Origin of the sequence: Butyricimonas faecalis (assembly GCF_003991565.1) — a bacterium.
Classification (GTDB): domain Bacteria; phylum Bacteroidota; class Bacteroidia; order Bacteroidales; family Marinifilaceae; genus Butyricimonas; species Butyricimonas faecalis.
The window spans coordinates 2243485-2268946 of record NZ_CP032819.1 but is presented as its reverse complement, the minus strand read 5'-3'; the positions used below and the strand labels follow the sequence as shown (position 1 = coordinate 2268946).

Below are 25462 nucleotides of genomic sequence, written 5' to 3'. Positions count from 1 at the left end.
AAGTTTAAGGGGATAAAATTAAAAGTATTAAGATATGGGAGAGTTTAAATTTAGTACGATAGAAGAGGCTGTTGCAGATTTGAGAGCAGGAAAGATGATTATCGCCGTGGATGATCCGGATCGGGAAAACGAGGGGGATTTGATTTGTGCCGCCGAGTTTGCCACATTGGAGAACGTGAACTTTATGGCTTCTTATGCCAAAGGTTTGATTTGCATGCCAATGAGTAAGGTCTTGACCACGAAGTTAGGGTTGGAACAGATGGTTGCCAAGAACACGGATAACCATTGTACGGCATTCACGGTATCTATCGATCATGTGGATACGACCACGGGTATTTCTGCATTGGAGCGTTCCATAACCGCAATGAAGGCGGTAGAGGATGATGCGAAACCGGAGGATTTTCGTCGTCCGGGACACATGTTCCCATTGGAGGCAAAGAAAGGTGGCGTGCTGGAGCGTATGGGACACACGGAGGCCACGGTGGACTTGATGCGGATTGCCGGACTGAAAGAGTGTGGTCTGTGTTGTGAGATTATGCGGGAGGACGGAACAATGATGCGTACCCCGGAATTGAAAGAGTTTGCCCAGGCGCATAACATGAAAATGATAACGGTTTCGGATTTAATTACTTATCGCAGAAAAACCGAGATCTTGGTAGAGCGGGTGACGGAGGCCGATCTGCCAACGAAGTATGGTGACTTTAAGGCTTACGGGTATGTGAATAAAATCAATGGGGAACATCATATCGCTTTGGTGAAGGGGGACGTGACGGATGGAGAGCCGGTATTGTGTCGGGTGCATTCAGAGTGTTTGACGGGTGACGTGTTCGGTTCTTTGCGTTGTGATTGTGGTGATCAGTTGGCAGAGGCAATGCGTAGAATTGGCGAAAGAGGTCGTGGCGTATTATTGTACATGCGTCAAGAAGGTCGGGGTATCGGTTTGATTAATAAATTGAAGGCCTATCATTTGCAAGATGAGGGAATGGATACCGTGGAGGCGAATATTGCTCTTGGGTTTAAGGCAGACTTGCGTGAGTATGGTACCGGGGCAGAGATTCTGGCTGATCTGGGTGTGAAAAAAATGATTTTGATGACCAATAACCCGTTAAAAATTAATGGTTTGACCGGATACGGCATTGAAATCGTGGGACGAGAGCCGATTGAAATGACTTGTAACGAGAAGAACGAGTTCTATATGTACACGAAGTACAAGAAGATGGGACACATGATTCACGTGCGTCAACGGGAAGAGATCGAGAAATTGAAAGAAGGATTAGAAAATAAATAAATATAGAAACTATGAATTTACTGGAAGGGAAATTACTGGCAGAAGGTCAACGAATTGGTATCGTTGCAGGACGTTTTAATGAGTTTATCACGAGTAAATTGTTAGGTGGAGCGTTAGATGCTTTCAAACGTCATGGTGGTGATGAGGCAAATATTGATTTAGCTTGGGTGCCGGGCGCTTTTGAAATTCCGTTAGTGGCTAAGAAAATGGCAGAGACGAAGAAGTACGATGCTATTGTTTGCTTGGGTGCCGTGATTCGCGGGGCAACACCTCACTTTGATATGGTAGCTAACGAGGCAACCAAAGGAATTGCTAATGTCGGGTTGCAAACGGGAACCCCGATAATCTTCGGCGTTTTGACTACCGACACGATCGAACAAGCTGTTGAAAGAGCCGGGACAAAAGCCGGAAACAAAGGTTTTGAGGCGGTAACAACGGCTATCGAGATGATAAATTTGTTGAAGCAGATTTAGTTTGACGCTATCTGTAAAATGGTATAAATGGTAACTCGGATTTTAAGTATTCGAGTTACCATTTGTATTTTAATTGAATTGTGTCAACTTTTCGCCGTGGTGGTATCTAAAAGTTATGATTATAAAAGTTGCTGTTGTTTATTGTTTTATTTCAATAAATAAGTATTTTCGTACATTTATAATTGTTAATAGTTGAAAGTGGGTTGTATGGGAATATTAAACGAACAGGAGCTAAAGGAAATAGGATGTCGTGTAAAGAAAGGTGATCATGAAGCTTTTCACACACTTTATCGTTGTTACTTTGAGCGTTATGTTCGTTACGCTATGCGTTATACCTGCGATGTCGAGGAGGCTGCGGATTTGGTGCAGAATGCTTTTTTCTCGCTATGGGAGAATCTTTCCCAGTATGACGAGAACAAGAACATTTTTCTTTATCTATTGATAATCGTGAAGAATAATTGTCTGAATTATTTGCGATCGATTAAAATTAAGGATAGTCATGGAGACAAAATTGTAGAGGCAATGTTGTTTTCAGGGGTGGATGATGAAGGAGTGGATGATGATATTCGAGCCCGATTGAAATTGGTATTACAAGAACTACCGGACAAAGGTAGATTTGTGTTGTTGGAGCATATTGTAGAAGGGAAAAAGGTGAAAGACATAGCCTTGGAGATGGATGTGGCGGAATCTACGGTAAAAACTCATTTGAAACGTTCGTTAAAGTATTTGAGAGAGCATCTGTCATTTATTCTTTTTTCTGTGTGATGATCTTCTCCTTAAAGACGAATTCTTGAGATGTAGAACTTTTCTTTGAAAATATTTTAAAACATTGTCCCCGTTTTGAATCTCCGTGTGTACTTGTGGTAAAATGAATCGAGTATGCATGAAGATAATTTTATTGAATGGAGTATACTTATCGGAAAACTTCGGGGAACTCTTTCAAGCGAGGAGGAACAGGAGTTTCAGGCTTGGTGGGATGCGAGCATACGACATCGGAAATATTTCGAACGATTGGGGAAATTATGGAATTTGGGGGAAGAGTGTGAGTTTCGGGTGGATGTGGAGGCCATGATTCGTGACTTTGACAGACACGTGGAGAAGAGAAAGAGAATTTCGATCCGTCGTCGCTGGATACAAGTGGCAGCCATGGTAATTCCTTTGATCATACTGGGAACTGTTGTTTATTGGAATCGAGGGACGAAATCGGAAGAACAGGTTGCTGTTAATACGCTGTTGATGCCGGGAGAGAGCCGGGCAAAATTGACTTTGTCTGATGGGCGGGAGTTATTGCTTGATAAAATGCAAAAGGATGAAGTCATGATTGATGCAGGAAATTCTTTTATCCGGAGGGATAAAGGGCGGGTGGTTTATGTAAAAAGGAATGAGAAATCCCCAAGTAAGGTGGAGTATAACACGATGGAAGTACCTAGGGGCGGCGAATACGTGTTGGAATTGAGTGATGGAACCCGGGTGTGGTTGAATTCTCAAACACGCTTGGTTTACCCGACTTGTTTCGTGGGTTCGGAGAGAGTGATAGAGCTTGATGGGGAAGCATATTTTCAAGTCGCTCGTGATTCGACTATACCTTTTGTTGTCCGAGTGGGAGAGAATGCCGTTCGAGTATATGGAACTTCATTTAACGTGAGTGCTTATCGGGAAGATGCCAATATGATAACAACGCTGGAAACCGGAAGCGTGGGACTTTGGGTCGGAGAGAAGGAGTATCGATTGATTCCCGGTGATCAGGTAGACGTGATGGTGGCAACTGGAGTAGTGATTAAACACAAGGTGAATGCAGAAGCATATTGCTCTTGGAGAAATGGAACATTTATTTTTGAGGAAGAACGCTTGGAAACCATATTGAATCGATTGTCCCGATGGTATAATGTGGATATATTTTACCAAAATGCATCCATCAAGGATCTACATTTTACAGGGGATCTAGGACGGTATGAAGATTTTATGGAGGTGTTGAAGTTAATCGGGTTAACGACGAATGTTGAATTTATAGTAAATGAAAGGAATATTATCGTGAAACACAAATAAAAAAGACCGGAGAAGAAACAGCCATTTCTCTACCGGTCAAGAATAATCATATTTAATTAATACAAAGTTATGAAAAAAAACAATGTGTTGTATCCATTGCTTGGACTGCGGATACATTTAAATCGATGTTTGCCCATGAAATTGATGATTTTACTGATTTTTGTCTTTTCGATACCCGCCTTCTCGGCTGCGTATAGTCAAGAAGGGAGTGTTAGTTTTTCTGCGGAAAATATGAGGGTAGAGGAGATAATTAAACATGTGAGGAATATTTCGGGGTATAAATTCTTGTTTAATCATGAGGAGTTGAGATCCGTGGGGACCAAAAGCGTCAAATTTGCTAACACACCTATTCGGGACGTGATGAATGAGGTGTTGAGGGGAACAAATTTGACCTATCGCTTGGAGAAGGATGTGATTGTTATTTACCCGATGGTTGTCACGACAAGAGATTCGGTGCAAAAGAGTGTGACGGTAAAAGGGGTTGTCAAGGATATAAAGGGGACAACATTGCCGGGTGTTACTGTCCTATTGAAGGGAACTACGATCGGGGTGACAACGGACGAAGGTGGAAGGTTTTCTTTAACAATACCGGAATCACCGAATGCGGAATTCCTTTTCTCGTTCGTAGGAATGATCCCGCAAACTATTCTTTACCGTAATATGCCGAAGGGCGATTGGACTGTAGTTATGAAAGAAGAGGTGATGGAGGTTGACGAAGTGGTCGTGACCGGATTGCTAACCCGTAAGAAAAGTGGTTTTGCAGGGACTACAACCATGATCACAAAACAAGAATTAGCTAAAGTGTCAACGGGTAATATTTTCACTACGATTTCGGCTATTGATGCAGGATTTAAGATCAACGAGAATAATTTGGATGGGTCTAACCCGAACGTGTTACCCGACTTTACTATTCGTGGCAAAGGGTCTTTTCAGAACGGGTCGACAGCCCCTATTTTTATTTTGGACGGTTTTGAAGTATCTGCCCAAAAAGTTTTCGACATGGATGTTAATCGTATCGAAAGTATTACCTTGCTGAAGGATGCCTCAGCCACGATCCTTTACGGTTCCCGGGCATCAAACGGGGTGATCGTAATAGAGACAACAGCTCCCCAAGCGGGGAAGTTACGCGTGACTTACGATTTCAAACCGACCATTGGGGTGATAGACCTGACGGATTATGATTTGATGAATGCCAGGGAAAAATTGCAGTACGAGAAAGAAGCGGGGTTGTACGAGTACGAGGGAAGTGTCGGTTACGAGGAGAATAATCGTCGGGAACAGGCGAAATTGGATGAGCAATATTACACGAAATATAAAAATATTGTAGAAGGAGTAAACACTTACTGGTTATCTCAACCGGTAGAGTCCTCGTTCTCTCATGCTCATTCCATATTTGTGGAAGGTGGGGCAGATAACGTGCGTTATGGCATCGATGCCTCGTATAATCAGAATAAAGGGGTGATGAAGGAGTCTGGACGTGACCGTTTGGGGTTGGGGTTTACTTTAATTTACCGGATAAAGGATAAAGTGACGATCCGGAATTATATGTCCTATGCTCACACGAATGCTTATGATTCTCCTTATGGCAGCTTTTCCACGTATGCTACGTTGAATCCCTACGAACGGATATATGATGAAAACGGGGAGTTGATTGCCAAGTTGAGCGACGGGACGACGAATCCTCTATACGATGCCTTCTTGCCTAATCGCAGTTTTTCGAAGATGCAGGAATTCACGGAACAATTAAGCGTGGACTGGTTTATCCATGATGGATTGCGTCTGAAAGGACAAATCTCTATCGTGAAAGGTGAATCTAGTGGTGAGAACTACAAGTCTCCATTCTCTGCAGAGTTTCTGAATACCGTTTATAATTCTGAAATTCGAATGCAGGAATATCTTCCGATTTCGAAACGCGGATATTTGTCCATGACGGACGGGAGTAGCTTAGGTTATAACGGAAATATTACGTTGAATTATAATACTTTGTTTGGAGAGAAGCATATTCTTTATGCAGGTATCGGGTGTGAGGTGAAACAGGATGATAGCAATTCACACGGTTTCACGGTAACCGGATTTCCTGACGATCGTTATTCGGATCCGGCTTTTGCTATCCAGTTCAAGGAGAATTCAAGAGCTACTAGCAACGAAAGCAAGTCCCGTTCCATTGGTTTCTTTGCTAACGGTAACTATATTTTTGACGATCGTTATTTTGCGGATGTATCTGTGCGTATTGACGGCTCTTCCAAGTTTGGCGTGGATAAACGTTTTGCACCTTTCTGGTCCGTAGGAGCCGGGTGGAACGTGCATAACGAGAAATTCTTTAAAACAACAAAGGTGAGTATGTTGAAATTGCGTTATTCATATGGTGTAACGGGTAACCAAGAGTTTTCAGCTTATCAAGCCCAAACCATGTTTCAGTTCAACACGGATCGGTTGTATAATTCTTCCGTTACGGCAGAGCTAATGGGGTATGGAAATCCGAATCTGGAATGGCAAAACCAGTACCAATCGAATTTCGGAGTGGATTTTGGTTATGCGAAAGACCGTATTCGTGTGCAGTTCAACTATTATCTGAAAAAGACACAGGGATTGTTAACCACGATTACTGTGGCTCCTTCTCTGGGCTTCCCATCAGATAAGTATACGGCGAACCTGGGGGAAATTCAGAATAAAGGGCTAGAGGTAAACTTGAATGCCGTGATTATTCGTGATATGGAAAAGGAATTTGAATGGTCGGTGATGCTTCAGGTTGCCAATAATAAGAATAAGATCGGAAAAATTTCTACTGCCTTGAAAACGGTAAATGATGAGAATAATAGAAATGCCCAGGTCCCGGGAGCGGTTTACGAAGAAGGGGAATCAATGAGTGCAATTAAAGCTGTACGTTCTCTGGGAATAGATCCGACTACCGGCAAGGAGCTATTCGTGAAAAAAAACGGAGAATTGACTTATACGTGGGATGCGGAGGATAAGGTGATTTGTGGGGATACAGAACCCAAGGTCTTCGGAAACTTCGGTACTAATTTGTATTGGAGAGGGTGGAATTTGAACTTGGTATTTAAATATAATTTGGGAGCGGATTATTATAATGCAACCTTGGCTCAACGGGTTGAAGGTGCCGATCCTGCGAAGAATGCTGATCGTCGGGTGTTGAAGGATCGGTGGAAAGAATCGGGACAACATGCTCTTTATAAGAATATAAAGGATTACAAGACAACTTATATTTCCAGTCGTTTTGTGCAAAAGGATAACACTGTACAATTGTCAACGCTCTCTCTGTCCTATGAGGTGAATAAGGTGTGGATTAGTAGGTTTGGAATGAATACATTAAGATTAAGTTTTTATATGAATGATGTGTTCCGAGCTTCATCCGTGAAAAATGAACGGGGGATTGATTATCCTTTTCAACGTAGTTTTGTGTTCGGATTAAATGTCAGTTTTTAATTAAAAAGAATCAAGTTATGAAATTAAAATATGTAATTATTGTGTTGATCGCACTGTTGTCGTGCTCGTCATGTAACGATTGGCTAGACGTAGTCCCGCAGGGACAAGTGCAGGGCGAAGATTTACTTATGGACGAAAAGGGATATAATTCAGCCTTAGATGGCATTTATTATAAGTTGACTTCGAAGACGCTTTACGGGATGGAATTGTCATTCGGGATGATGGACGTGTTGGCTCAATATTGGGATTTGTCCACGAAGACGAAGAATCCCTACTATAAACAATCGCTGTTTGACTATGAGGATGCTACTTCAAAAACTCGTTTCAAGGCGATTTGGTCCATGATGTATCAGGGAGTCACGCAGGCTAACTACATTTTGGAATCTTTGGAAGGGAACAGAGACAAGATCAAGTATTCTGAATTGATAGAGGGAGAAACATATGCTTTGAGAGCTTTTATCCATATGGAATTGGCGTCCATGTATGGTCCGGTGATTCACTCAGAGGCCGATTTGGATAAGAAATGTATTGCTTATCGCACGGAGTATAATGTGAAGGCACAGGAGTTTGAATCTATGCGTTCTGTGTTGACAAAGGCTAAGGAGGATTTGATAAAGGCAGCGGAATTGTTGAAAAATGATCCGATCGTTGAGAACAAACGTTATGGGAACGGGAATAGTTCCATGCTTGATTATCACGCTGTGTTGGAAAGAAGAGGCGATCGAATGAACCTATATGCTGTGAAAGGATTGTTGATGCGGGTGGAATTGGCATTGATGAATAAAGCGGAGGCTCGGCAGTGGGCTGTGAACCTGATCGACGAGTGTAAATCCACCGAGTTATTTATTTTGACAGATAAGACGGATAAACTATATGATATTAATATGGGCGAGGAGATGTTGTTGGGATTCTACAAGAATGACCTATGGGAAGTGGCTCGTGATACTTTCGGGATGGACAAAGGGAGTGCAGAGTCGAATTTCTGTATCACTCCCAACCAGTATAATATATACTTGAATGAACTTTACGGGAGGGCACCGGATGGGGCGGGTACGGATAATCGTTTGCGTGTTTGGTTCCAAAGACCTTCTTCTGGTGCAGATTATTATAATTTTCAGAAGCTTTACGAGACTCCGCATCCCGGTACGATATATTTGCCTTATTATCCGGAAGTGGCTATCTTGAAATTATCAGAAGTGTACTATGTTGCCTGTGAAACATCGATTGGTTTGGATAACGAAAAAGCCTTGGAGTATCTGAATGAGGTACGGGATTCCCGAAATCTGGCTAAATTGGCAGGTCCATACGGAAATGAGGAATTGTTGGAATACTTGATGCGGGAGATGCGAAAAGATTTTATCGGGGAAGGTCGGATGTGGCCTATTTACAAGAGATTGTATCAGGATTTCTACGTGCGTCAAGGGGTAATCATTGCCCCGACGGAAGACAAATATGTGTTCCCCATTCCGGATGAAGAATATGAATATTCTCCCAACACGAACCCCAAAGGAGACAAGTAATCTAATAAGCGAATTATACTATGAAAAAGATAATATTATATATGATCATGGCTATTGCGGGCATGATCGCCGTGTCTTGTGATAAGGTAATAGATGAGTTTGATAATTCAACTAATTATATTTATTTCGATATGCCATTCATTTTGGATCAATACGGGAGAAAGACAACTGTTCGAGAGGATAGCTTGATGTACTCTTTTGCCATGGATGACCCGTCGGTGACGGAATACACGTTTAAAGTTCCGGTAAATTCTGTTGGTTTGATGACCGATCAAGACCGGAGTTTTAAAGTGGTTGTTGAATCAGGAACCGCTACTAAAAATGATTGGGATGAAACGGTTTTATCCAAAGGAAAAATTTCAGCAGGAGAATTGATTGATACCTTGCGAGTGACTGTGAAACGTACCGATGTCCTGAAAAAAGAGTGGAGAACAATCACCTTTCGTTTAGAACAGAATGAACATTTTGCACTAGGAGCTACAGAGTTGTTGAAAGCTAAAATATCTTTCACTGATATTCTGCAACCCCCAACTTGGTGGACTAAGTGGGAAAGATATTTTGGCGAATTTTCTCGTGAGAAGTACGCCAAGTGGCAGGAAATTTATTATTTGGGTGCTGATCCGAATTTGGAGAAATATGGTCCGGATACCGGTAAGCAGTTATACTGGGGGCAGATGCCTTATTATGTGAATTCCGACTGGACTCCTTCAACGTTTATGTTTATCCGTAAGTTGAAACAGTATTTTATCGATAACGAGGTATATCCGGACGGGGATACTTCTAAACCCCGAATAACTCTTCCTTAATCCTAAAACTTGTTTATTATGAAAAAGAATATAACTATATATCTACTTTTGTTGGTAACGATATTTTTCGCTTGTTCGGAAGATAAAGGAAATTATGATTATGACCCTGCCAATAATTTAAAAATTAAAGGAATTCCTGCGGATACTACTGTGCAGAGTTATGAGGTATTGAAATTAGTGCCGGAATTCGAGCGTTCTTTACTTCTATCGGAGGAGGGACTTGTGTACAGTTGGACAATTGAGGGGGAGGAAATTGCCACGACTCGAGATTTGGAATACACGATTCCTGGTAGTTTGAACGTGGGTAAACATGATTGTCGTTATATTGTTACGGATTCAAAGAATGACATGAAATATTTCTACTCTTTTAATATTTCTGTGACATCGCCTTTCTCTTGGGGATATTATTTCTTATGCGAAGGGGCAAACAAGGAATCAATATTGTCCTATTTTTCTGCAAAAGAGGGTACGACAGATTGTATTCACGTGAATAATATTGGGGGATATTCTTTGGGAAGTGAGCCAAAGGCAATCATCGAAAAATTTGGACATATTTCTTCCCTGGGAAATTATTATTATACGTTTTATGTAATCTCGGCCAAGGGAGAGACTCCAACAATTATTACGGATAACGGGGCTTTCATGCCAACCGGGTTGATCACGAATTCCAGTTTTATGTTTGAGGGAGATTCTTATAACCCGACGGATGGCGTGATGATGGCCACGGGTACTCCTTATTTTATCTCGAACGAGAAGATTTATTCCTATAATTCGGGGTTGTTATATCGTCCGGCACAACATGATAAGGAGTATAAATGGAGTCATCCGGCTTCTTATTATAGCTACGTGTTTGTTTTTGACGAACTGAGCAAGAAGTATTATGTACTGAAGAATCAGATTAACGATCCGGAACAAGGGTTGTTATCTGATAGTTATGCGCTGGATCGAGTTGTTGAGATCGATGGACAGCCGAGTTACGATGGACAGACTCTCATTACACAGTCTGTGGGGACGGATGCCGATGCTCATATTTTGTCGTTGGCCTTGGCAGAATCGGGGAAAATTAATTTGATTTCGCTGCGGTATATTAATTTTAGGGCTGCAGAGGATGAAGCCCCAGAAATTAAAGAACAAGGAATATTGAATGCATCCGAGTCTCTCTCTTTGGCAGGAGCGGATGCTAATACACGGGGAATTCTGGTTGGACAAGATTGGTATTTTGTGGTAGGTAACAAAGTGTATACTTCTCCGGTTTTGATGCCACAACTTGCAGATTTGACGACTTTGCCGGATGGCTTGGGAGTACCGGTAGCCGTGGCTGTATCTTCAAAAGAAACGCATTTGATTATCGCTACTTATGATGCTAGTAGCAGTCATGAGAATAAAGGGTCATTTGCTCTTGTGGACCTTACAACAAAAGAAGTTAAGGTATATCGTAACGTAATGGGAAAATGCGTGGTGGCTAAGGGGTTTGATGCGAACCCATGGTTCTAATATTGGATTTCCTTTCCCCTCCTTGTCCGGGAGGGGAAAACCATTTTCCTGCCACTTCGAGTATTCCAAGTGAGATGATACCTAGTGTTTGTGCCGTATTCCACACTTTGTAATGGATTTAATATTTATTTTCTTTGCCTGCAATCTTTGTTGCTTGTAAATTTTTAACCATGAATGAGGATAATCCTTTTTCTTGGTATAAATGATTTAAAATTTTTTGTAGATCGAATAAATAGCGATTAGCAAATTCTTTGCAAAATTGTTTTAGTTTTATTTCTGCGAACAGGAAACTGTTATGCAAAATGAATTAGAAATGGTTGTATTGTTATAACCATTTTGGATACTTCTAGTATCTTTGTTACGTCAATTGTTTGTGAGCGAAAGGAATGAAAATGTATGGTGGTATGATGGGGAACGGATTGCATTCGGAACACCTAATTATATGAAGATACTGAACGCTATGCGAACACAGCTCACTCTAACGCTTGCGGACATGAAAGAAGAAACGGGCATCAGTGTGACAGCCATTCGGAAGCTGCTAGATCAGCTGATTTCTAAGAAACATGTAGAGCGTGGAGAGAAAGATGGTAGCTGGAGAGTATTTGTGACACAGTGATATACCATTAGAATTAGACTACCGGAGGCAACAAGGGAGCAACAATAAATTCTCGAGGTTGCGTTGCCATCGGAATTCCCATAGATTAGGGGATATATTCTCATGCTGCTGTTTGCTTTGTTTAAAAATATTGTATCTTTGTAATGCATATCATATTCGAGGGAGCAGTAAACCTGCTTCAATTTCAGTGGCAGGCATTTTTTTTGCCTGCTGCTGTTGCCGATATTCGGTTCCGCACCCCCGTGGGGAGTATTAATGTGCCCCCCAGCTTCCTCGAAGTGATATGCAACGGGTCAGGCGGGACCGTTCTTTTTGGAATACCCGTCAAAATTAATACATAATTATTATGGAAAAGGATGTAAACCGTGTATCTGCGGTAGACATGGAAGCCCCCGGACAGGTAGCAAATCAGTTATCAATTGAGGAGAAACAAAAATTGATGGAATATTATTCGAAACAACTCGAAATGATATATCCGATTGCCTCTCCGGGAATGACGAATAGAGCAGGACTCGTGACTCTTCAAAGAAGGAACACGAGTTTGATTGAGATGTTGACCTTATTCAATCGTTCATGGGCAAATGAAATCACGGTTGTACAAAAAGCTGTTCTGCAATACTTGGCCACCGAGGGTATTTCTAAAAAGGAACGATTGCAGATAATAAAAGTATGGGGAGATTGGACTGCTTTTGTGTTAGACGTTTCCCGCTTTAAAGGATTGCTCGCTCGATATTTGCAATATCATCGGCGTCAAATACATGATTTGGAGGAGCTGCTGAATCTCAATGGCGTATTCTTAGGTGTTGATAACCAAGAGGCGGATGAATCCTTTAAAGGTTACAATCATGTGGAATAGGAAAAAGAAATTCATACCGGCATCACGTATTTCGGAAGAATTTACTAGGGGAGAGTACGAGCCCGATTCCCTGTTAGAAAATAGTTTCTATCGGCAAATGGCGGAAAACCTTAAAAGTTTTAACGTAGATTTGATTTCTGACAATCCATTGGAGACGCTTTATAATCATATTTGTCATCTTGACAATCTATTTCGTCTTCTTCGCAATCCGTGGCATGTTGAAGCCGGGGAAATACAAAAGGCCTGTGCTTATTATGTCGCTCATGCTAAATTATCAAAACAGGAGAATGATGCCTTTACTGACATGGTAAATGGTTTTGTCGCTTCGGTATGTTATTTAACAGAATGGCATGATTTTATCTGTCAGATGCAGCAATTCTTTTGTCATCAGGAAAAAGAACTGAGGCAGGTGTTTAAGGTGCAGAAGCAGAAAGCTGTCGGTAATGATAAGCCTGCTATAGAAGCTGCGACTTATTGTATGACCGTGGGGGAAAGTGAAATCTACGGTATGACGTATGAGCAACTCGAAGAACTTTACAAGGCTGTCGGTTTATTCATCAAGCGGGAAAAAGCTCCTTTTGATTGCAATATTAAAGGGTATAACAGATATCCGATTAGTATTGATAAGAGTGTAAATTTTGATGTACGCAAGGAAGTGTTTTTTGTAGACTATAGTCTTGACACGTTTGAATCCAGTTTGAATTGCATGTCTGCTGATCAATTGAAAAGGGTGGCGGATATTATTTCTGAATTCTTAAAAACGTATGGAGAGAATGGAGATCGCAAAGTTTATTGGGATATTGCGGATTATTCTTCTGTTGTGTCTGGTCGGGAAATTTATTTTAGAGTGAATGAAGATTCCCGGAGCACACGTTTCATGACACCACCTTATGTTAGAAAGCGTATTGATAAAATGGAAGATCGGGGAGTAGAGATCAGGTACGATATTAACGTGAACGAATTGGAATCAGTAAGTTTGTCTTTTGAGGAATTCATATCGTTGTATCGACAATTGGGGAGTTTTTTAAATTAGTACTTACAAAACGAGGGAGTCATTAAATATAATCACTCCCTCGTTAATGTTATTTGTAGTACCTTATTTCTTTTTCGGCATCTGCTTCATCCGTTGTTCTTGCATCCGTTGCATCTCTTCCAGTTTCTGTTGGAATTTGGATTTCTTCACGGGTTTCGTTTTAGCGAGTTCTATTTGTTTCAATAATTTCTCGTCATTTACGAATTTCCGGATAGCCCAAGTTTGAACGATTGTAATCAACGTGGCGATGAAATAATAGTAACTCAAACCGGATGAATAACTGTTGAAGATAAACAAGAACATGATCGGCATGATATACATCATCGTCTGCATTCCTTTCATCTGGTCATTTTGTGGTTGATTTTTGCTATTATACCACATGTATAGGATGTTCGTGATCGTCATCAACAAACAGAATAAACTGACATGGTTTCCGTAGAACGGAATCGTAAAGGGTAGCGTGGCAATAGAATCATAAGAAGCCAAGTCCGTAGCCCATAAGAAACTCTTTTGGCGCAGTTCGATTGCTCCGGGGAAGAAGTAGAAGAGGGCGATCAAAATCGGCATCTGCAAAAGCATCGGTAAACATCCCCCCATGGGGTTCACTCCTGCTTTCTTGTATAATTTCATGACAGCCTGCTGGCGTTCCATAGCCTTGTCGGCAGGGATTTTCTTGTTGATCTCGTCAATCTGTGGTTTCAGAACCCGCATCTTGGCTTGCGACATATATGACTTGTAGGTCAGCGGGAAAAGAACGAGTTTAATAATCAAGGTCAACAAGAAGATAATAAGACCATAATTCAACGTCACATTGGCTTCCAAGAAGTTGAAGATCGGGATTACAACGTAACGGTTAAACCAAGCGATCCATTTCCATCCCAGGTTAATTAACTGGGGAAGTTCAATATCTTTGCCGTATTCTCTCAGGACCGGATAGGAGTTCGGACCGAAAAAGAAACGCATATCGTATTTTTCAATGGCTTTCCCGGAGTAAGGTAATGAGATTTCGGCATCTGCCGTTTTCAAAAAGCCCGGGGTCGTGTTGTTTGTCGTGGAGACCAACACGTTGGGGAATGACTCGTTTGCGATGAGTATGGAAGAGAAAAATTGTTGTTTGTAAGCCACCCATTTCACACTTGTCGGCAGGTCTACTTTCTCATCCCCGGTCAGGGAAAGATGTTCTACATCATTATTTGAGAAGTTGTAATATACCCCGGTATAGCGGCTCTCAAAATCTCTACTTTTTTCCAGCTGAGGCATGTCCACTCCCCAGTATAGCGTGAGAAAGTTCGTGTTCGAGGCGATAACGTCATTTAGATTGTACGTGTTGATGTTGAAATCGACCGTGTAAGAATCCGGGGCTAATTTGTACTCGAATTCGAGGTATTTATTTTCATCCACGTAAGCTCGCATTGCGAGTACTTGTTTTGTCCCCTCTGCATTCAGCTCTTTTTGATTCGTGTTGGGAACGAAAATCAGGTCGGCCGTATTAATTTGCTTGTTCCGAGCATAGAAGTTCAAACCCATGGAACTTTTGTGGTCTTTCCATAAAATTAGCGGAAGCGAGTCATGTGTGCGATACCCTTTCAAATCAACGTAATCAATGCATCCTCCTTGGGTATTGATGTGTAACTTGATTTTGTTGTTTTCCAAGGTGTACTGTTCCACCACTAGGGAGTCTTGCTTGAAGATAGCTTCGATCGCTTGTTGTGTTTCAGGATTTTGTTGCTGTGCTGCGAAATCTGCTTGGCGTTCCTTCTCCAACGCGGCGGCCCGTTGGGCTTCAACCCGTGCAATAGAGTCCCGCACGTGCATGGCTTTCAGTTCCTCTTTGGAAGGACTCATGAAATAGGAGTAGCCGATTAGTATGAGCGCGATGACAACTAAACCGGTTATTGTATTTCTATCCATATTTTTATTTTAGATTTTAAATTTATGATTTTGGAGTGAACCGCGTGAAGCGGTTCTAACTGTTATCTTTTAGTTTTTATCTTTTTTTACGATAGACAGGCTTTCACAAACGCCACGAATAAAGGATGCGGGTTCGTCACCGTGCTCTTGTATTCGGGGTGGAACTGAGTTCCCACGAACCATTTATGGGTCGGGATTTCCACGATTTCAGTTAATCCCGTCTCCGGATTAACCCCTGTCGTGATCATTCCGGCTTGTTCGAATTGTTCAGTGTATTTACCGTTGAACTCGTAACGATGACGGTGCCTTTCCTCTATTTCTTTTGTCCCGTAAGCTTCAATGGCTTTAGATCCTTCTTTCAACACGCATTTGTATGCACCCAAACGCATGGTACCCCCTTTATCGGTAACCTCTTTTTGAGACTCCATCAAGTCGATAACCGGGTATTTGGTTTTTGGGGCCATTTCCGTGGAATCGGCTCCTTCCAGGTGCAGAACGTTACGAGCATACTCGATAACAGCCATTTGCATACCCAAGCATATTCCTAGGAAAGGGATATTATTGGTACGGGCGTATTCAATAGCAAGAAGTTTTCCTTCAATTCCTCGCTGTCCGAATCCGGGGGCAACGAGAATTCCGTCTACATCTTTGAATATGTCACACACGTTCTCCACGTTGATGTCGTGCGCGCTATGTACCCACTTGATATTTACCTTACAATCGTTAGCTGCCCCGGCGTGGATGAATGACTCTACGATGGATTTATAGGCATCGTGTAACTCCACGTATTTTCCGACAAGGGCAATCGTGATCTTGCGGTTATAGTTTTTGAATTTGTACAGGAAACGTTCCCATGATTCTAGGTCCGGTTCGTGTTTTAAAGGTAACCCGAGTTGTGAAAGAACGATTTCATCTAGTTTTTCTTCCCGCATTTTGATCGGTACCTTATAAATAGTATCCACGTCGATGGATTGGATAACGGCTTTCGGGTCAACATTACAGAAAAGGGCAACTTTTCTTCTCAAATCAGAACCCAGTTCGTGTTCCGTGCGCAATACGATGATGTCCGGCTGTACCCCGTTTTCCAGCAGGGCTTTTACCGAGTGTTGCGTGGGTTTGGTCTTCAACTCGCCGGAAGCGCTCAAGTAAGGAACTAACGTCAGGTGGATGAACACGGATTTCTCACCCAGTTCCCAACGTAACTGACGAACAGCCTCGATGAACGGTAAAGATTCGATGTCACCTACCGTACCCCCGATTTCCGTAATCACCACGTCATAATCTCCTTTTGTTCCGAGGAGTTTTATATTTCGTTTGATTTCATCCGTAATATGCGGGATGATTTGTACTGTTTTACCCAGGTAATCACCGCGGCGCTCTTTCGTGATCACGTTTTGGTAGATACGTCCAGTCGTGATGTTGTTAGCTTGCGATGTCGGGATATTCGTGAATCTTTCGTAATGCCCCAAGTCCAAGTCGGTTTCTGCTCCGTCATTGGTCACGTAGCATTCTCCGTGTTCATAGGGATTCAAGGTTCCGGGATCGACATTGATATACGGGTCCAATTTTTGGTTTGCAACTTTATAACCTCTTGATTGGAGTAGTTTTGCTAATGAGGAAGCAATAATTCCTTTTCCTAAAGAAGAAGCAACTCCACCCGTAACGAAAACATATTTTGTTGACACGATATAAATATTTTATAGTTATTTCTATATATACATCCAACGGTTTGAAAATACTTGAACTTTTTGTTATTCAATGAATAACAATTAAATGGAACAAGTATGTTGAAACTTAACGACAAAAGTAAGAAAAAATATCATACAAACATAAAAAGAGGCACTTTTGAAGCGCCTCTTTTTATGTTTGATGGTCTTGATTTAAATCATGCCGTCGATGAGCCTCAACTTTTCTTGCATTAGTGCCAGTTTGTGACGAGCACTCTCGATTTTGTTGGAAAACTCCTTGACCAAACTATCGGAATTGCTTGATTTGGAGAAGAATCCAATATTATTTTCCCAAGCGTGTAGATCTGTTTCCAGTTGTTTGATCTTGTTGACTAATTTTTCTCTTTCCTGGATAATCTTGCTATCCTTGTCGTCACTGTTGTCGAACGTGTTGATTTTAGACTTGAAACGTTCAATGTTTTTCTCGAACTCGTCGATATCAAGTTGGTCGAAGTGATCGTTAATCAATTTACGGAATTCGTTTTGAACAACTTCCTTCTCTTTGATCGGCACAAATCCGATTTCAGCCCAGCGGGTTTGGAAGGCTTTCAATGCCTCTATGTCATCATCGTTATTCCCCGTCAGTTTGAAGTTACGTACCTCCTCGATCAGTTCTCGTTTCAGTTCAAGATTCTTTTCCTGGTCGGAAGAGACGTGTTTGAATTGTGCTGATTTGCGATCAAAGAAATAATCACAGGCAGACCGGAAGCGGTTCCATATCTTGTTCGATATTTTCTTGGACACGGGACCGATTGTTTTCCACTCTTTCTGGTATTCAATGATTTTCTTTGTGGTTGTGCCCCAATCCGTACTATCCTTTAAGGCCTCAACTTTCTCACAAAGTTCTATTTTCTTGGTCAGGTTTTTATTTTGCAAGGCCTGTATGTCTTGGAAGTACTGGCGTTTTCTATCGAAGAACGTGTCGCAAGCTGCCCGATACCGTTTATACAGGCGATTACGCTCCTTGAGCGGAATTGTTCCGGCGTGTTTCCATTCGGTTTGTAGGGCAAGAACGCTATCCGTGGCCACGTTCCAGTCAGAAAGTTTCTCAAAAGAAACAGTGGCGTAGTTTTCCAATTTCGCACAAATATCCTCTTTGATTTTTAAATTGTTATCCTGCTCTTCCCGGAGGTTGTCGAAGAAACGATGGTAAGCGCTGTTAATCTTGTCCGTTACCTCTTTGAATCGATTCCAAGTTTCTTCTTGAACTTCTTTGGCAACCGGTCCGATCTCTTTCCATTGTGAATGGAGAGATTGCAATTGTCGAAAGGCATTCCCGATATTGTTGTCTTCGAGTAAAGCGTTGGCTTGCTCGATCAAGGCGTTTTTGGCATCCAAGTTCTTTTTCAGGTCAAGATCCCGTAACTCCTTATTAATTTTGATATAATTGAAAAAATTCTCCACGTGGTGGTGATACGTTTCCAGCAAGTCACCAGCTTGAGCTTGCGGAACCATACCTGTGTTTCTCCATCTGTCTTGCAGATTTCTGAAATCTTGGTACGTTTTGTTCAACGACTCTTCGTGTTGAATCAGATCCTTCAACTCCTCGATAATCTGGAGTTTTTCCTTCAGGTTCTGTTCTTTCTCACCTTCCAGTTTCTTGTAATATTCCGTTTTTTTCTCCCGGTAGGTTCTGTACACGCTATAAAAACGTTCCTTGGAAGTGTCTTGATAGTCAAATGCTTCAGCCGGGCTCCCGTCTTTGGTGAAATCGGCTAATGCTTTATCGTACTCTCTTTGGTACTGAGCCTCGAAAACTTGAGGTAGGGAATCCAGCACCTTCAAGCGTTGCACGGGGAAGTCGTCTATTAAAGACTTCATGTGAGAAATGATCTCATCCGTGTTAAAACTGGAGAAATCCCATGCCGGAACTTCCTTTTCGGGGGCTTTCTCTATCGGTGTAGGTTGACCCTGAACTGAAACCTCGTTTTGTGTTTCATCATTTAAAGTATCCGGAGAAATTGTCTCGTTGTTATTCAACTCTTCGGCTTGTTGTAAGTTTTCTTGCTCCATAACAGTTCGTATTTTTATGCATTCAACTCACGAAATTAATGATTAATTCTGATAATGCCAATTTATAATGAGTAAAAAAAGCGAGAGAAAGTTCTTTTTGGATTTCAAATGTAAAGCACGTATCTTTGACATTTATAATTGATGCTTATGTTTTCGTATATTCTGTATGGTTTTGTATGGCTGATTAGTTTTCTTCCCTTCCGGGTTCTCTATCTGGTGGCGGATTTGAACTATTTGCTGCTTTACTATGTACTCCATTATCGGCGCAAGGTCGTGAGGGAAAATTTGTGTAATTCTTTTCCGGAGAAAAGTTTGCGGGAAATCAAGGTGATTGAACGGAAATATTACAAACATCTGGCTGATTTGTCTATCGAGCTATATAAATTGTGGCACATGTCCGAAACTTCGATCCGGAAACGTTGCGTGTTTAAAAACACGGAATTACCCCAGTCGTACTTTAACGAGGGGAGAAGCGTGATCGGGGTATTGGGGCATTACGGTAATTGGGAATGGATGTCTTCTTACAGTTTGTGGGAAACGGGGGCGGATTTTCTGGCCTTGTATAAACCGATCCGTGATAAAGTGACGGATCGCGTGATGAAACAAATCCGTTCCAGGTTCGGGGCTGTACTCGTGGCAAAGGATGACACGTTGCGGGTTATCGCCCGTTATCGTTCGGAAAATCGTTTGTTTTTGGCTGGTTTTATCGGTGACCAGACTCCTAACGGGCGTAATTTGAATTTCTGGATGCGCTTCTTGAATCAAGATACTCCCGTTCTGCTAGGTACGGAGCGGATTGCCCGGAAGTATAATATTCCGGTGGTTTCGGTTCGTATGCGTAAGGTGAAACGTGGATATTACGAGGTCGAGTTCGTGGATGTGTGTGCCAACCCGTCCGAGTTACCCCAAGGAGAATTGACGGAAAGACATACTCGTTTGTTGGAATCTTTTATACAAGAAGAGCCGGAGTTTTGGCTGTGGTCGCATAAGAGATGGAAACATAAGAAGAAGTCTTGAATTTAAAATCTAAAATCATAAATCAAAAATTAGAATGGCGAACCGGGTAGTTGTTATTATATTGAATTGGAACGGGGAGAAATTGTTACGGGAATTTTTACCTTCAGTCGTGAAAAATACGAATTCTGAATTGGGGCGTGTCGTGGTGGTGGATAATCATTCTACGGATGGTTCTTGGGCATGCTTGGAACAAGAGTTTCCGAATGTGGAACGGGTGCTGTTCGAGGATAATTTCGGGTTTGCCGGAGGCTATAACCGGGCGATCGAGATGATCGAGGCAGAATACGTGGTCCTTTTAAATAGCGACGTGGAGGTTGCTCCCGGCTGGTTGGAACCCTTGGTGTCCGTGTTGGATCGTGATGAGAACGTGGCAGCCGTGCAACCGAAAATATTGGCATATCGGGATAGAAGCAAATTCGAGTACGCCGGTGCCTCCGGGGGATACATTGATTACTTGGGATTCCCATTCTGTCGCGGGCGTGTGATGGATACCACCGAGCGGGATTGCGGACAGTATGACAATGAGGTAGATGTTTTTTGGGCAACGGGGGCCTCTCTATGCATTCGGCGGGACGTGTACCGGGCAGCCGGGGGACTGGACGAAGCCTTTTTTGCGCACATGGAAGAGATTGATCTTTGCTGGCGATTGAAAAATGAAGGGTATACTTTAAAGGTAGTCCCTTCTTCCGTGGTCTACCATTTGGGGGGAGGCTCGTTACCGATGAATCACCCGAGAAAGTTGTTTTTGAATTACCGGAATAATTTGTTGATGTTGCATAAAAATTTATGCGGTAAACAGCGCGAGAAGATATTTTTTGCGCGTGTTTTGTTAGACATGATGGCAGGAGGTCTTTTCCTGTTAAAAGGTCAATGGTCCAACACCCGTTCGGTAATTCAGGCATACAAAGCTTTCCGGGAGATGAGAAAAGCCTATCCGGTTCCTGAAAGTTCCGCGTGTCTCACGGGAATATATCCCCGGAGTATCGTGCTGGATTATTTCTTACGGGGTAAAAAGAAGTTCTCGGATTTAAATTTTAAATGAAGGGAAATAAACCTTTGACATGAAATATTGTCATAAGAGTGTAGGCTTTAATGATATGATTAGGACGCATGAACGAGATAAGCGATGAAGATATTGTAAGAATGTTTCATTCCGGAAATGAAGGAGAAAAAGCTTTTCGGTTGCTTGTAGAAAAGTATAGCGAGAGGCTTTACTGGCATATTCGTAAAATCGTGATCGGACATGAGGATAGCGACGATGTGTTGCAGAATACCTTTATCAAGATTTGGAAGGGTTTGAAGGAATTTCGCTATGAGGCAAAATTATTTACCTGGATGTACCGGGTGGCGACGAATGAGGCCATTAATTTTTTGAGTGAAAAACGCCGGAAGACCTATGGGAATTCGAAGGAAATTACTCCCAGCTTGGAAAATCAGCTGGAAAGCGATAGCTTTTTCTGTGGGGATTCAATCCAGCGAGAATTGCAGAAAGCCGTGTTAAAATTGCCGGAGCGTCAACGTCTGGTATTTAATATGAAATATTTTGATGACATGAAATACGAGGACATTGCCGAGGTGCTGGATGTCGCCGTGGGAACGCTGAAGGCAACTTATCACAACGCCGTAAAGAAGATAGAGGAAAGTTTGAAGATTTCGGATACTTTACCCTCGTTCGAGTAGTTATTGGACAATAGAAAATGGATGGTTATGGATAATTTGGATGAGAAATATAAATCAAAGAACCCGTTCACGGTGCCCGATCGTTATTTCGACACGTTGGGCGATCGGGTGATGGACCGAATAAAAGACGAGGAAGGGGAAACTCGGAAAACAAGCTTGTTTCAGACGTTGAATCCTTATCTTGGTTTAGCGGGATTATTCGTTTTTGTAATGATCGTCGTCCGGTTGCTGATCCCTAATCTGGCGGATGAAAATCGGACGCGATTGAAGAACGGAGAGCAGGCGAACCTGGCGGCACAGACGGAGAATGAGAATATTTTCGACTCGGATTTTAACCCTTCTCGTGAAGAGATTATCGAGTATCTGTCACAAGAGGCTGATCCGATCGAGTTTTTATACGCGGAACGTAGGTAGAATTAAATGTACAAGCAAGAAATATGAAAAGAATAAGTTTGATTATATTGATGATGGGGGTCGGTTTTTCTTTATTTGCCCAAAGTGGAAAATTGAGTGAAGACAAACGGAAAGAGTTCGAGGCCCAGAAAGTAGCCTTTTTTACCCAAGAGATGGAGCTAACCCCGGAAGAGGCCACCAAGTTCTGGCCTTTATACAACGAAATGCAACAGAAAATGCGTGTCGAGAATGATAAAATACGAAATTTAGCTTGTCGAAAAGATAAAAAAGAGGCCTCGGAAGTGACGGAACAACAGGCATTGAAAAATTTGGCAACCATTTTATCGGCCGAACAGGCTGTACGGGATATTAAGAAAGAGTATTTCGAGAAATTGACCAAGGCTTTGTCTGCCAGAAAAGTGTGGATGATGATCGAGGCCGAGCAGAAATTCCATCATCAGCTATGGAAGAAGATGGGGAAATTTCCAGCCCCTGAGCGAAAATAGTTGATAACGTGAGAGGATTCATGGATGGACGTGAAAAAAAAGAAAAAAATCACGTCAAAAGCTTGCAAAAACGATAAAAAGCACTACTTTTGTCAGCGCAAATGGAGAGATGGGTGAGTGGCTGAAACCAACAGTTTGCTAAACTGTCGTACGGGATTACTGTACCGGGGGTTCGAATCCCCCTCTCTCCGCCACTAAATTTGAAGCTCATTTTCGGGGCGTAGCGCAGTCCGGTAGCGCATCTGCTTTGGGAGCAGAGGGTCGCAGGTTCGAATCCTGTCACCCCGACAGATAGACAGCCACGAAAGTGACTGTTTTTTTTATTCGAATAAAATACTTCCTTTATCCTTATAAATTTAATAGGCTCACCTGAAAAAGTAGGTGGAGCAGTCATAAAGTGTTATCTTCTTCACGTGAGTCGAATAATAACTTCGACCATTAAGGATTACCGGGGAACCGTGATTGTCGTCTCGCATGATCAGAGTTTTATGGATGGGATTGGGGTGAGCAGGTATATAGAGGGTATAATTTGTGGTAATATCGAAAGCTCTGAAGTAAATCTAAGGAGAACCATGTGTAATCCTACCGTAAAGTAATCGAGAAGCTACCTCTTATTCGTTGCTCATACACTCCGGACTGGTTAAGCTCTGAATAAGCTTCGAATGATCTTCGAAAAAGGGGTAGCTTCTCACCTAGTTCTCGGTAGGATTACCATTACTTCTCTTATAAGATTCTTATATACCACTTTACAACGAAATATAAAGTAAACTTTTCCCAGGTAATACACGTTTATCTTCCGTGGCATATTCGATGTTCTTAGGGATTAAAGACGAATCAAAGACGAATCAAAGACGTTACAAAGACGTTCGTGAACGTCCGCGATATGTCTTCGAGGCGAAATTAATTGGCGCTTGTCTTAGAAGTTAATCCCTTATCCATTTGATCACGAATGGTAAATATACCTTCTTGCATGCAGGAGTTAACAGCTCACAACAAAATCGTATATAACTACCTTGTATTATTCTATATTTTTCAATCTTGTTGAATATACTTGTTTTTGTTGCTGAACAGAATTATTAACATCAAAATATACAAAATCGGATGAAGGATATAGTTTAAATATGGTACTTTTAGCCAAGTGAAAATGTAATTCCCGATAATAATGATTATTCCCACAGAAAAAAGTACTTTAAATACGAATTTAGCAAGTTGCTTTACTTTAATTTTTTTCTTTTCTTCATTTGAAAGCGTATTGTACCCTGCTATTGTATTAGGAAATGTGAAGATTATAATACTTAATACAATAAAGAATATGCCTATTATTAAATTTGGAGTTGACATACAGATAATTTATAGATAATGTTGATTAATTGATAAATATACAAAATTTTGGTCTTGTTTTACAATTAATAGGATGTTTCGATTGTGTTGTTGCTAAAAGTAAATTTTGTAATTAGCTATATGTGATATAGGGAGTTTTTCTATTTTATATGCTTATAAATCATCTAGTACCTTTTTGATGTGTGTCGGTGAATTTGAACTAAAATGATTGTTCTTCCACACCTCCATATATTGAATCTAATTTCTCTCCTAATTTAATAATATCATCTTTTCTGGCTAATATATCTATCCATTCAGAAGGAATGGTATCATATCCATATATAATCCCAGCTAATCCTCCTGTAATTGCTCCCACGGTATCAGTATCATGGCCTAAATTTACAGCCTTTAAAACCGCATCTTTATAGTTAGTGGTATTGAAGATACACCACAAACTGGCTTCCAGTGTATCAATCACGTATCCACTTGAACGAATATCCTTTAATTCAATAGTTTTAAATTCTTTATAAGATAAGTCTACCAACCTTTTAAAAGGAACCTCTTCCTCAATAAATATCTCCCTTTTCAAAAGTTGTAAAATTATTTGCTGCATAGCTTGATAGGCATTCTCTATTGATTGGAGGTTTATATACCGTATGGCAAACTCACATAATGCAATACAGGCTAGAATGCTTCTTGGATGTCTATGGGTTAATGATGAAACTTCTTTTATTATTCTGAATTTTTCCTCTTCCTTCATCTTGAGAATATAAGGAACTAATGGCAGAATCCTCATGAGCGATCCGTTACCGTTATCCTTTTCTCTATCCATGCCTGCTAAATGTGGTGATATTCCATTTCTTAAATTCACTATGGCAGAATAAGTTGTATTACCGATATCGAATGCCTTGTTAAATGGTGTCCAATAGCCTTCAAACATCCATTTTATGAAGTTGTTGGCAATATCATTTAAATCGTACCCATTGCATAGTGATTCTGCCAAACAAAGGGATAAAGAACTATCATCAGACCATGTCCCTGCTGGTACATCAAATTGACCATGTCCCACCATTGTAATAACAGGATTCTTTGCTATCACGTCTCTATCTAAAAATTGAACTGGTAATCCTAAAGCATCACCTATGGCTGTTCCTAGTAATATATTTTTATTTAAGTTATTCATATTCGATGTGTTTATGAAATTTATTCTGTAGCTCAAATATAAATGAATCTTTTGACTTATGATTGCTTTTGGATAGGTGTTTATTAATTAGTCTTATATATTTTTTAGGTGTAGAGGTGAGTTCTTCATTTTTTTG

The 25462-nt window shown here is 41.3% G+C and carries 21 protein-coding genes and 2 tRNA genes; 18 read left to right on the top strand and 5 right to left on the bottom strand.

Annotation, left to right across the window (positions count from 1 at the left end):
- Positions 1 to 34: 34 nt before the first annotated feature.
- The 11 genes from D8S85_RS10000 to D8S85_RS09950 all read left to right on the top strand — a co-directional run bounded on the left by D8S85_RS10000 (position 35) and on the right by D8S85_RS09950 (position 13576).
- On the top strand, positions 35 to 1288 hold the full coding sequence (locus D8S85_RS10000) for a bifunctional 3,4-dihydroxy-2-butanone-4-phosphate synthase/GTP cyclohydrolase II (RefSeq protein ID WP_106480581.1): 1254 nt from the start codon (positions 35 to 37) through the stop codon (positions 1286 to 1288).
- Positions 1289 to 1299: 11 nt separating this feature from the next.
- Positions 1300 to 1761: a 6,7-dimethyl-8-ribityllumazine synthase gene (gene ribH / locus D8S85_RS09995; protein ID WP_106480580.1), complete on the top strand. Its 462-nt coding sequence runs from the start codon at positions 1300 to 1302 to the stop codon at positions 1759 to 1761.
- A gap of 207 nt (positions 1762 to 1968) precedes the next feature.
- Positions 1969 to 2526, top strand: coding sequence for an RNA polymerase sigma factor (locus D8S85_RS09990; protein ID WP_106480579.1), 558 nt, complete (start codon positions 1969 to 1971; stop codon positions 2524 to 2526).
- Between the two features lie 114 nt (positions 2527 to 2640).
- Positions 2641 to 3807, top strand: a complete 1167-nt coding sequence (locus D8S85_RS09985; RefSeq protein ID WP_106480578.1) for a FecR family protein — start codon at positions 2641 to 2643, stop codon at positions 3805 to 3807.
- Between the two features lie 135 nt (positions 3808 to 3942).
- Positions 3943 to 7251 (top strand): SusC/RagA family TonB-linked outer membrane protein, encoded by a 3309-nt coding sequence (locus D8S85_RS09980; protein ID WP_158641546.1) that lies wholly within the window; start codon positions 3943 to 3945, stop codon positions 7249 to 7251.
- Between the two features lie 17 nt (positions 7252 to 7268).
- Complete coding sequence (locus tag D8S85_RS09975; RefSeq protein WP_127075027.1) at positions 7269 to 8771, top strand: RagB/SusD family nutrient uptake outer membrane protein; 1503 nt, start codon at positions 7269 to 7271, stop codon at positions 8769 to 8771.
- A gap of 20 nt (positions 8772 to 8791) precedes the next feature.
- Entirely contained in the window at positions 8792 to 9577 is a 786-nt protein-coding gene (locus tag D8S85_RS09970; RefSeq protein ID WP_106480575.1) for a DUF4843 domain-containing protein, read from the top strand.
- An 18-nt stretch (positions 9578 to 9595) separates the two neighbouring features.
- Positions 9596 to 11071 (top strand): PKD-like family lipoprotein, encoded by a 1476-nt coding sequence (locus D8S85_RS09965; RefSeq protein ID WP_106480574.1) that lies wholly within the window; start codon positions 9596 to 9598, stop codon positions 11069 to 11071.
- A 373-nt stretch (positions 11072 to 11444) separates the two neighbouring features.
- Positions 11445 to 11687, top strand: a complete 243-nt coding sequence (locus tag D8S85_RS09960; protein WP_240648935.1) for a hypothetical protein — start codon at positions 11445 to 11447, stop codon at positions 11685 to 11687.
- A gap of 346 nt (positions 11688 to 12033) precedes the next feature.
- Complete coding sequence (locus D8S85_RS09955) at positions 12034 to 12543, top strand: hypothetical protein (RefSeq protein ID WP_106480572.1); 510 nt, start codon at positions 12034 to 12036, stop codon at positions 12541 to 12543.
- On the top strand, positions 12533 to 13576 hold the full coding sequence (locus tag D8S85_RS09950; protein WP_106480571.1) for a hypothetical protein: 1044 nt from the start codon (positions 12533 to 12535) through the stop codon (positions 13574 to 13576). The genes D8S85_RS09955 and D8S85_RS09950 overlap by 11 nt, the downstream gene beginning before the upstream one ends.
- Positions 13577 to 13639: 63 nt before the next feature.
- Here D8S85_RS09950 and yidC read toward each other — a convergent pair whose 3' ends face one another.
- From yidC to D8S85_RS09935, 3 genes are all read right to left on the bottom strand, one after another.
- Complete coding sequence (gene yidC, locus D8S85_RS09945; protein WP_106480570.1) at positions 13640 to 15487, bottom strand: membrane protein insertase YidC; 1848 nt, start codon at positions 15485 to 15487, stop codon at positions 13640 to 13642.
- Between the two features lie 86 nt (positions 15488 to 15573).
- A complete protein-coding gene (locus tag D8S85_RS09940) occupies positions 15574 to 17181 on the bottom strand; it encodes a CTP synthase (RefSeq protein ID WP_394345044.1) in 1608 nt (535 codons plus the stop codon).
- A 186-nt stretch (positions 17182 to 17367) separates the two neighbouring features.
- Complete coding sequence (locus tag D8S85_RS09935; RefSeq protein WP_106480568.1) at positions 17368 to 19227, bottom strand: DUF349 domain-containing protein; 1860 nt, start codon at positions 19225 to 19227, stop codon at positions 17368 to 17370.
- Between the two features lie 147 nt (positions 19228 to 19374).
- Between D8S85_RS09935 and D8S85_RS09930 the strand changes: the two genes are divergently transcribed.
- The 7 genes from D8S85_RS09930 (at position 19375) to D8S85_RS09900 (ending at position 23111) form a co-directional block, all read left to right on the top strand.
- A complete protein-coding gene (locus D8S85_RS09930) occupies positions 19375 to 20244 on the top strand; it encodes a lysophospholipid acyltransferase family protein (protein WP_106480567.1) in 870 nt (289 codons plus the stop codon).
- 34 nt (positions 20245 to 20278) lie between these two features.
- Entirely contained in the window at positions 20279 to 21286 is a 1008-nt protein-coding gene (locus D8S85_RS09925; RefSeq protein ID WP_127075026.1) for a glycosyltransferase family 2 protein, read from the top strand.
- A 68-nt stretch (positions 21287 to 21354) separates the two neighbouring features.
- On the top strand, positions 21355 to 21924 hold the full coding sequence (locus D8S85_RS09920; RefSeq protein ID WP_106480565.1) for an RNA polymerase sigma factor: 570 nt from the start codon (positions 21355 to 21357) through the stop codon (positions 21922 to 21924).
- 27 nt (positions 21925 to 21951) lie between these two features.
- Positions 21952 to 22338: a hypothetical protein gene (locus D8S85_RS09915; RefSeq protein WP_106480564.1), complete on the top strand. Its 387-nt coding sequence runs from the start codon at positions 21952 to 21954 to the stop codon at positions 22336 to 22338.
- Positions 22339 to 22361: 23 nt separating this feature from the next.
- Complete coding sequence (locus D8S85_RS09910) at positions 22362 to 22823, top strand: hypothetical protein (protein ID WP_106480563.1); 462 nt, start codon at positions 22362 to 22364, stop codon at positions 22821 to 22823.
- A 103-nt stretch (positions 22824 to 22926) separates the two neighbouring features.
- Positions 22927 to 23017 (top strand) — tRNA-Ser (locus D8S85_RS09905).
- Positions 23018 to 23037: 20 nt separating this feature from the next.
- Positions 23038 to 23111: transfer RNA gene (locus D8S85_RS09900), tRNA-Pro, on the top strand.
- A 744-nt stretch (positions 23112 to 23855) separates the two neighbouring features.
- On the opposite strand, the gene D8S85_RS22250 is transcribed toward D8S85_RS09900, so the two are convergent.
- Both D8S85_RS22250 and D8S85_RS09885 read right to left on the bottom strand, forming a co-directional pair.
- The gene (locus D8S85_RS22250) at positions 23856 to 24164 is read right to left on the bottom strand and encodes a DUF3784 domain-containing protein (protein WP_106480561.1); all 309 of its coding nucleotides are present in this window, start codon (positions 24162 to 24164) and stop codon (positions 23856 to 23858) included.
- 199 nt (positions 24165 to 24363) lie between these two features.
- On the bottom strand, positions 24364 to 25326 hold the full coding sequence (locus D8S85_RS09885; RefSeq protein ID WP_106480560.1) for an ADP-ribosylglycohydrolase family protein: 963 nt from the start codon (positions 25324 to 25326) through the stop codon (positions 24364 to 24366).
- Positions 25327 to 25462 lie beyond the last annotated feature (136 nt).

What these genes read in the sequence shown, in the direction of transcription:
- D8S85_RS09915 (WP_106480564.1), top strand. Translation starts at nt 21,952, where the DNA reads ATGGATAATTTGGATGAGAAATATAAATCAAAGAACCCGTTCACGGTG.
- D8S85_RS09920 (WP_106480565.1), top strand. Translation starts at nt 21,355, where the DNA reads ATGAACGAGATAAGCGATGAAGATATTGTAAGAATGTTTCATTCCGGA.
- D8S85_RS09930 (WP_106480567.1), top strand. Translation starts at nt 19,375, where the DNA reads ATGTTTTCGTATATTCTGTATGGTTTTGTATGGCTGATTAGTTTTCTT.
- D8S85_RS09980 (WP_158641546.1), top strand. Translation starts at nt 3,943, where the DNA reads ATGAAATTGATGATTTTACTGATTTTTGTCTTTTCGATACCCGCCTTC.
- D8S85_RS10000 (WP_106480581.1), top strand. Translation starts at nt 35, where the DNA reads ATGGGAGAGTTTAAATTTAGTACGATAGAAGAGGCTGTTGCAGATTTG.
- D8S85_RS09975 (WP_127075027.1), top strand. Translation starts at nt 7,269, where the DNA reads ATGAAATTAAAATATGTAATTATTGTGTTGATCGCACTGTTGTCGTGC.
- D8S85_RS09965 (WP_106480574.1), top strand. Translation starts at nt 9,596, where the DNA reads ATGAAAAAGAATATAACTATATATCTACTTTTGTTGGTAACGATATTT.
- D8S85_RS09950 (WP_106480571.1), top strand. Translation starts at nt 12,533, where the DNA reads ATGTGGAATAGGAAAAAGAAATTCATACCGGCATCACGTATTTCGGAA.
- D8S85_RS09885 (WP_106480560.1), bottom strand. Translation starts at nt 25,326, where the DNA reads ATGAATAACTTAAATAAAAATATATTACTAGGAACAGCCATAGGTGAT.
- D8S85_RS09985 (WP_106480578.1), top strand. Translation starts at nt 2,641, where the DNA reads ATGCATGAAGATAATTTTATTGAATGGAGTATACTTATCGGAAAACTT.
- D8S85_RS09970 (WP_106480575.1), top strand. Translation starts at nt 8,792, where the DNA reads ATGAAAAAGATAATATTATATATGATCATGGCTATTGCGGGCATGATC.
- yidC (WP_106480570.1), bottom strand. Translation starts at nt 15,487, where the DNA reads ATGGATAGAAATACAATAACCGGTTTAGTTGTCATCGCGCTCATACTA.
- D8S85_RS22250 (WP_106480561.1), bottom strand. Translation starts at nt 24,164, where the DNA reads ATGTCAACTCCAAATTTAATAATAGGCATATTCTTTATTGTATTAAGT.
- D8S85_RS09990 (WP_106480579.1), top strand. Translation starts at nt 1,969, where the DNA reads ATGGGAATATTAAACGAACAGGAGCTAAAGGAAATAGGATGTCGTGTA.
- ribH (WP_106480580.1), top strand. Translation starts at nt 1,300, where the DNA reads ATGAATTTACTGGAAGGGAAATTACTGGCAGAAGGTCAACGAATTGGT.
- D8S85_RS09955 (WP_106480572.1), top strand. Translation starts at nt 12,034, where the DNA reads ATGGAAAAGGATGTAAACCGTGTATCTGCGGTAGACATGGAAGCCCCC.
- D8S85_RS09910 (WP_106480563.1), top strand. Translation starts at nt 22,362, where the DNA reads ATGAAAAGAATAAGTTTGATTATATTGATGATGGGGGTCGGTTTTTCT.
- D8S85_RS09925 (WP_127075026.1), top strand. Translation starts at nt 20,279, where the DNA reads ATGGCGAACCGGGTAGTTGTTATTATATTGAATTGGAACGGGGAGAAA.
- D8S85_RS09935 (WP_106480568.1), bottom strand. Translation starts at nt 19,227, where the DNA reads ATGGAGCAAGAAAACTTACAACAAGCCGAAGAGTTGAATAACAACGAG.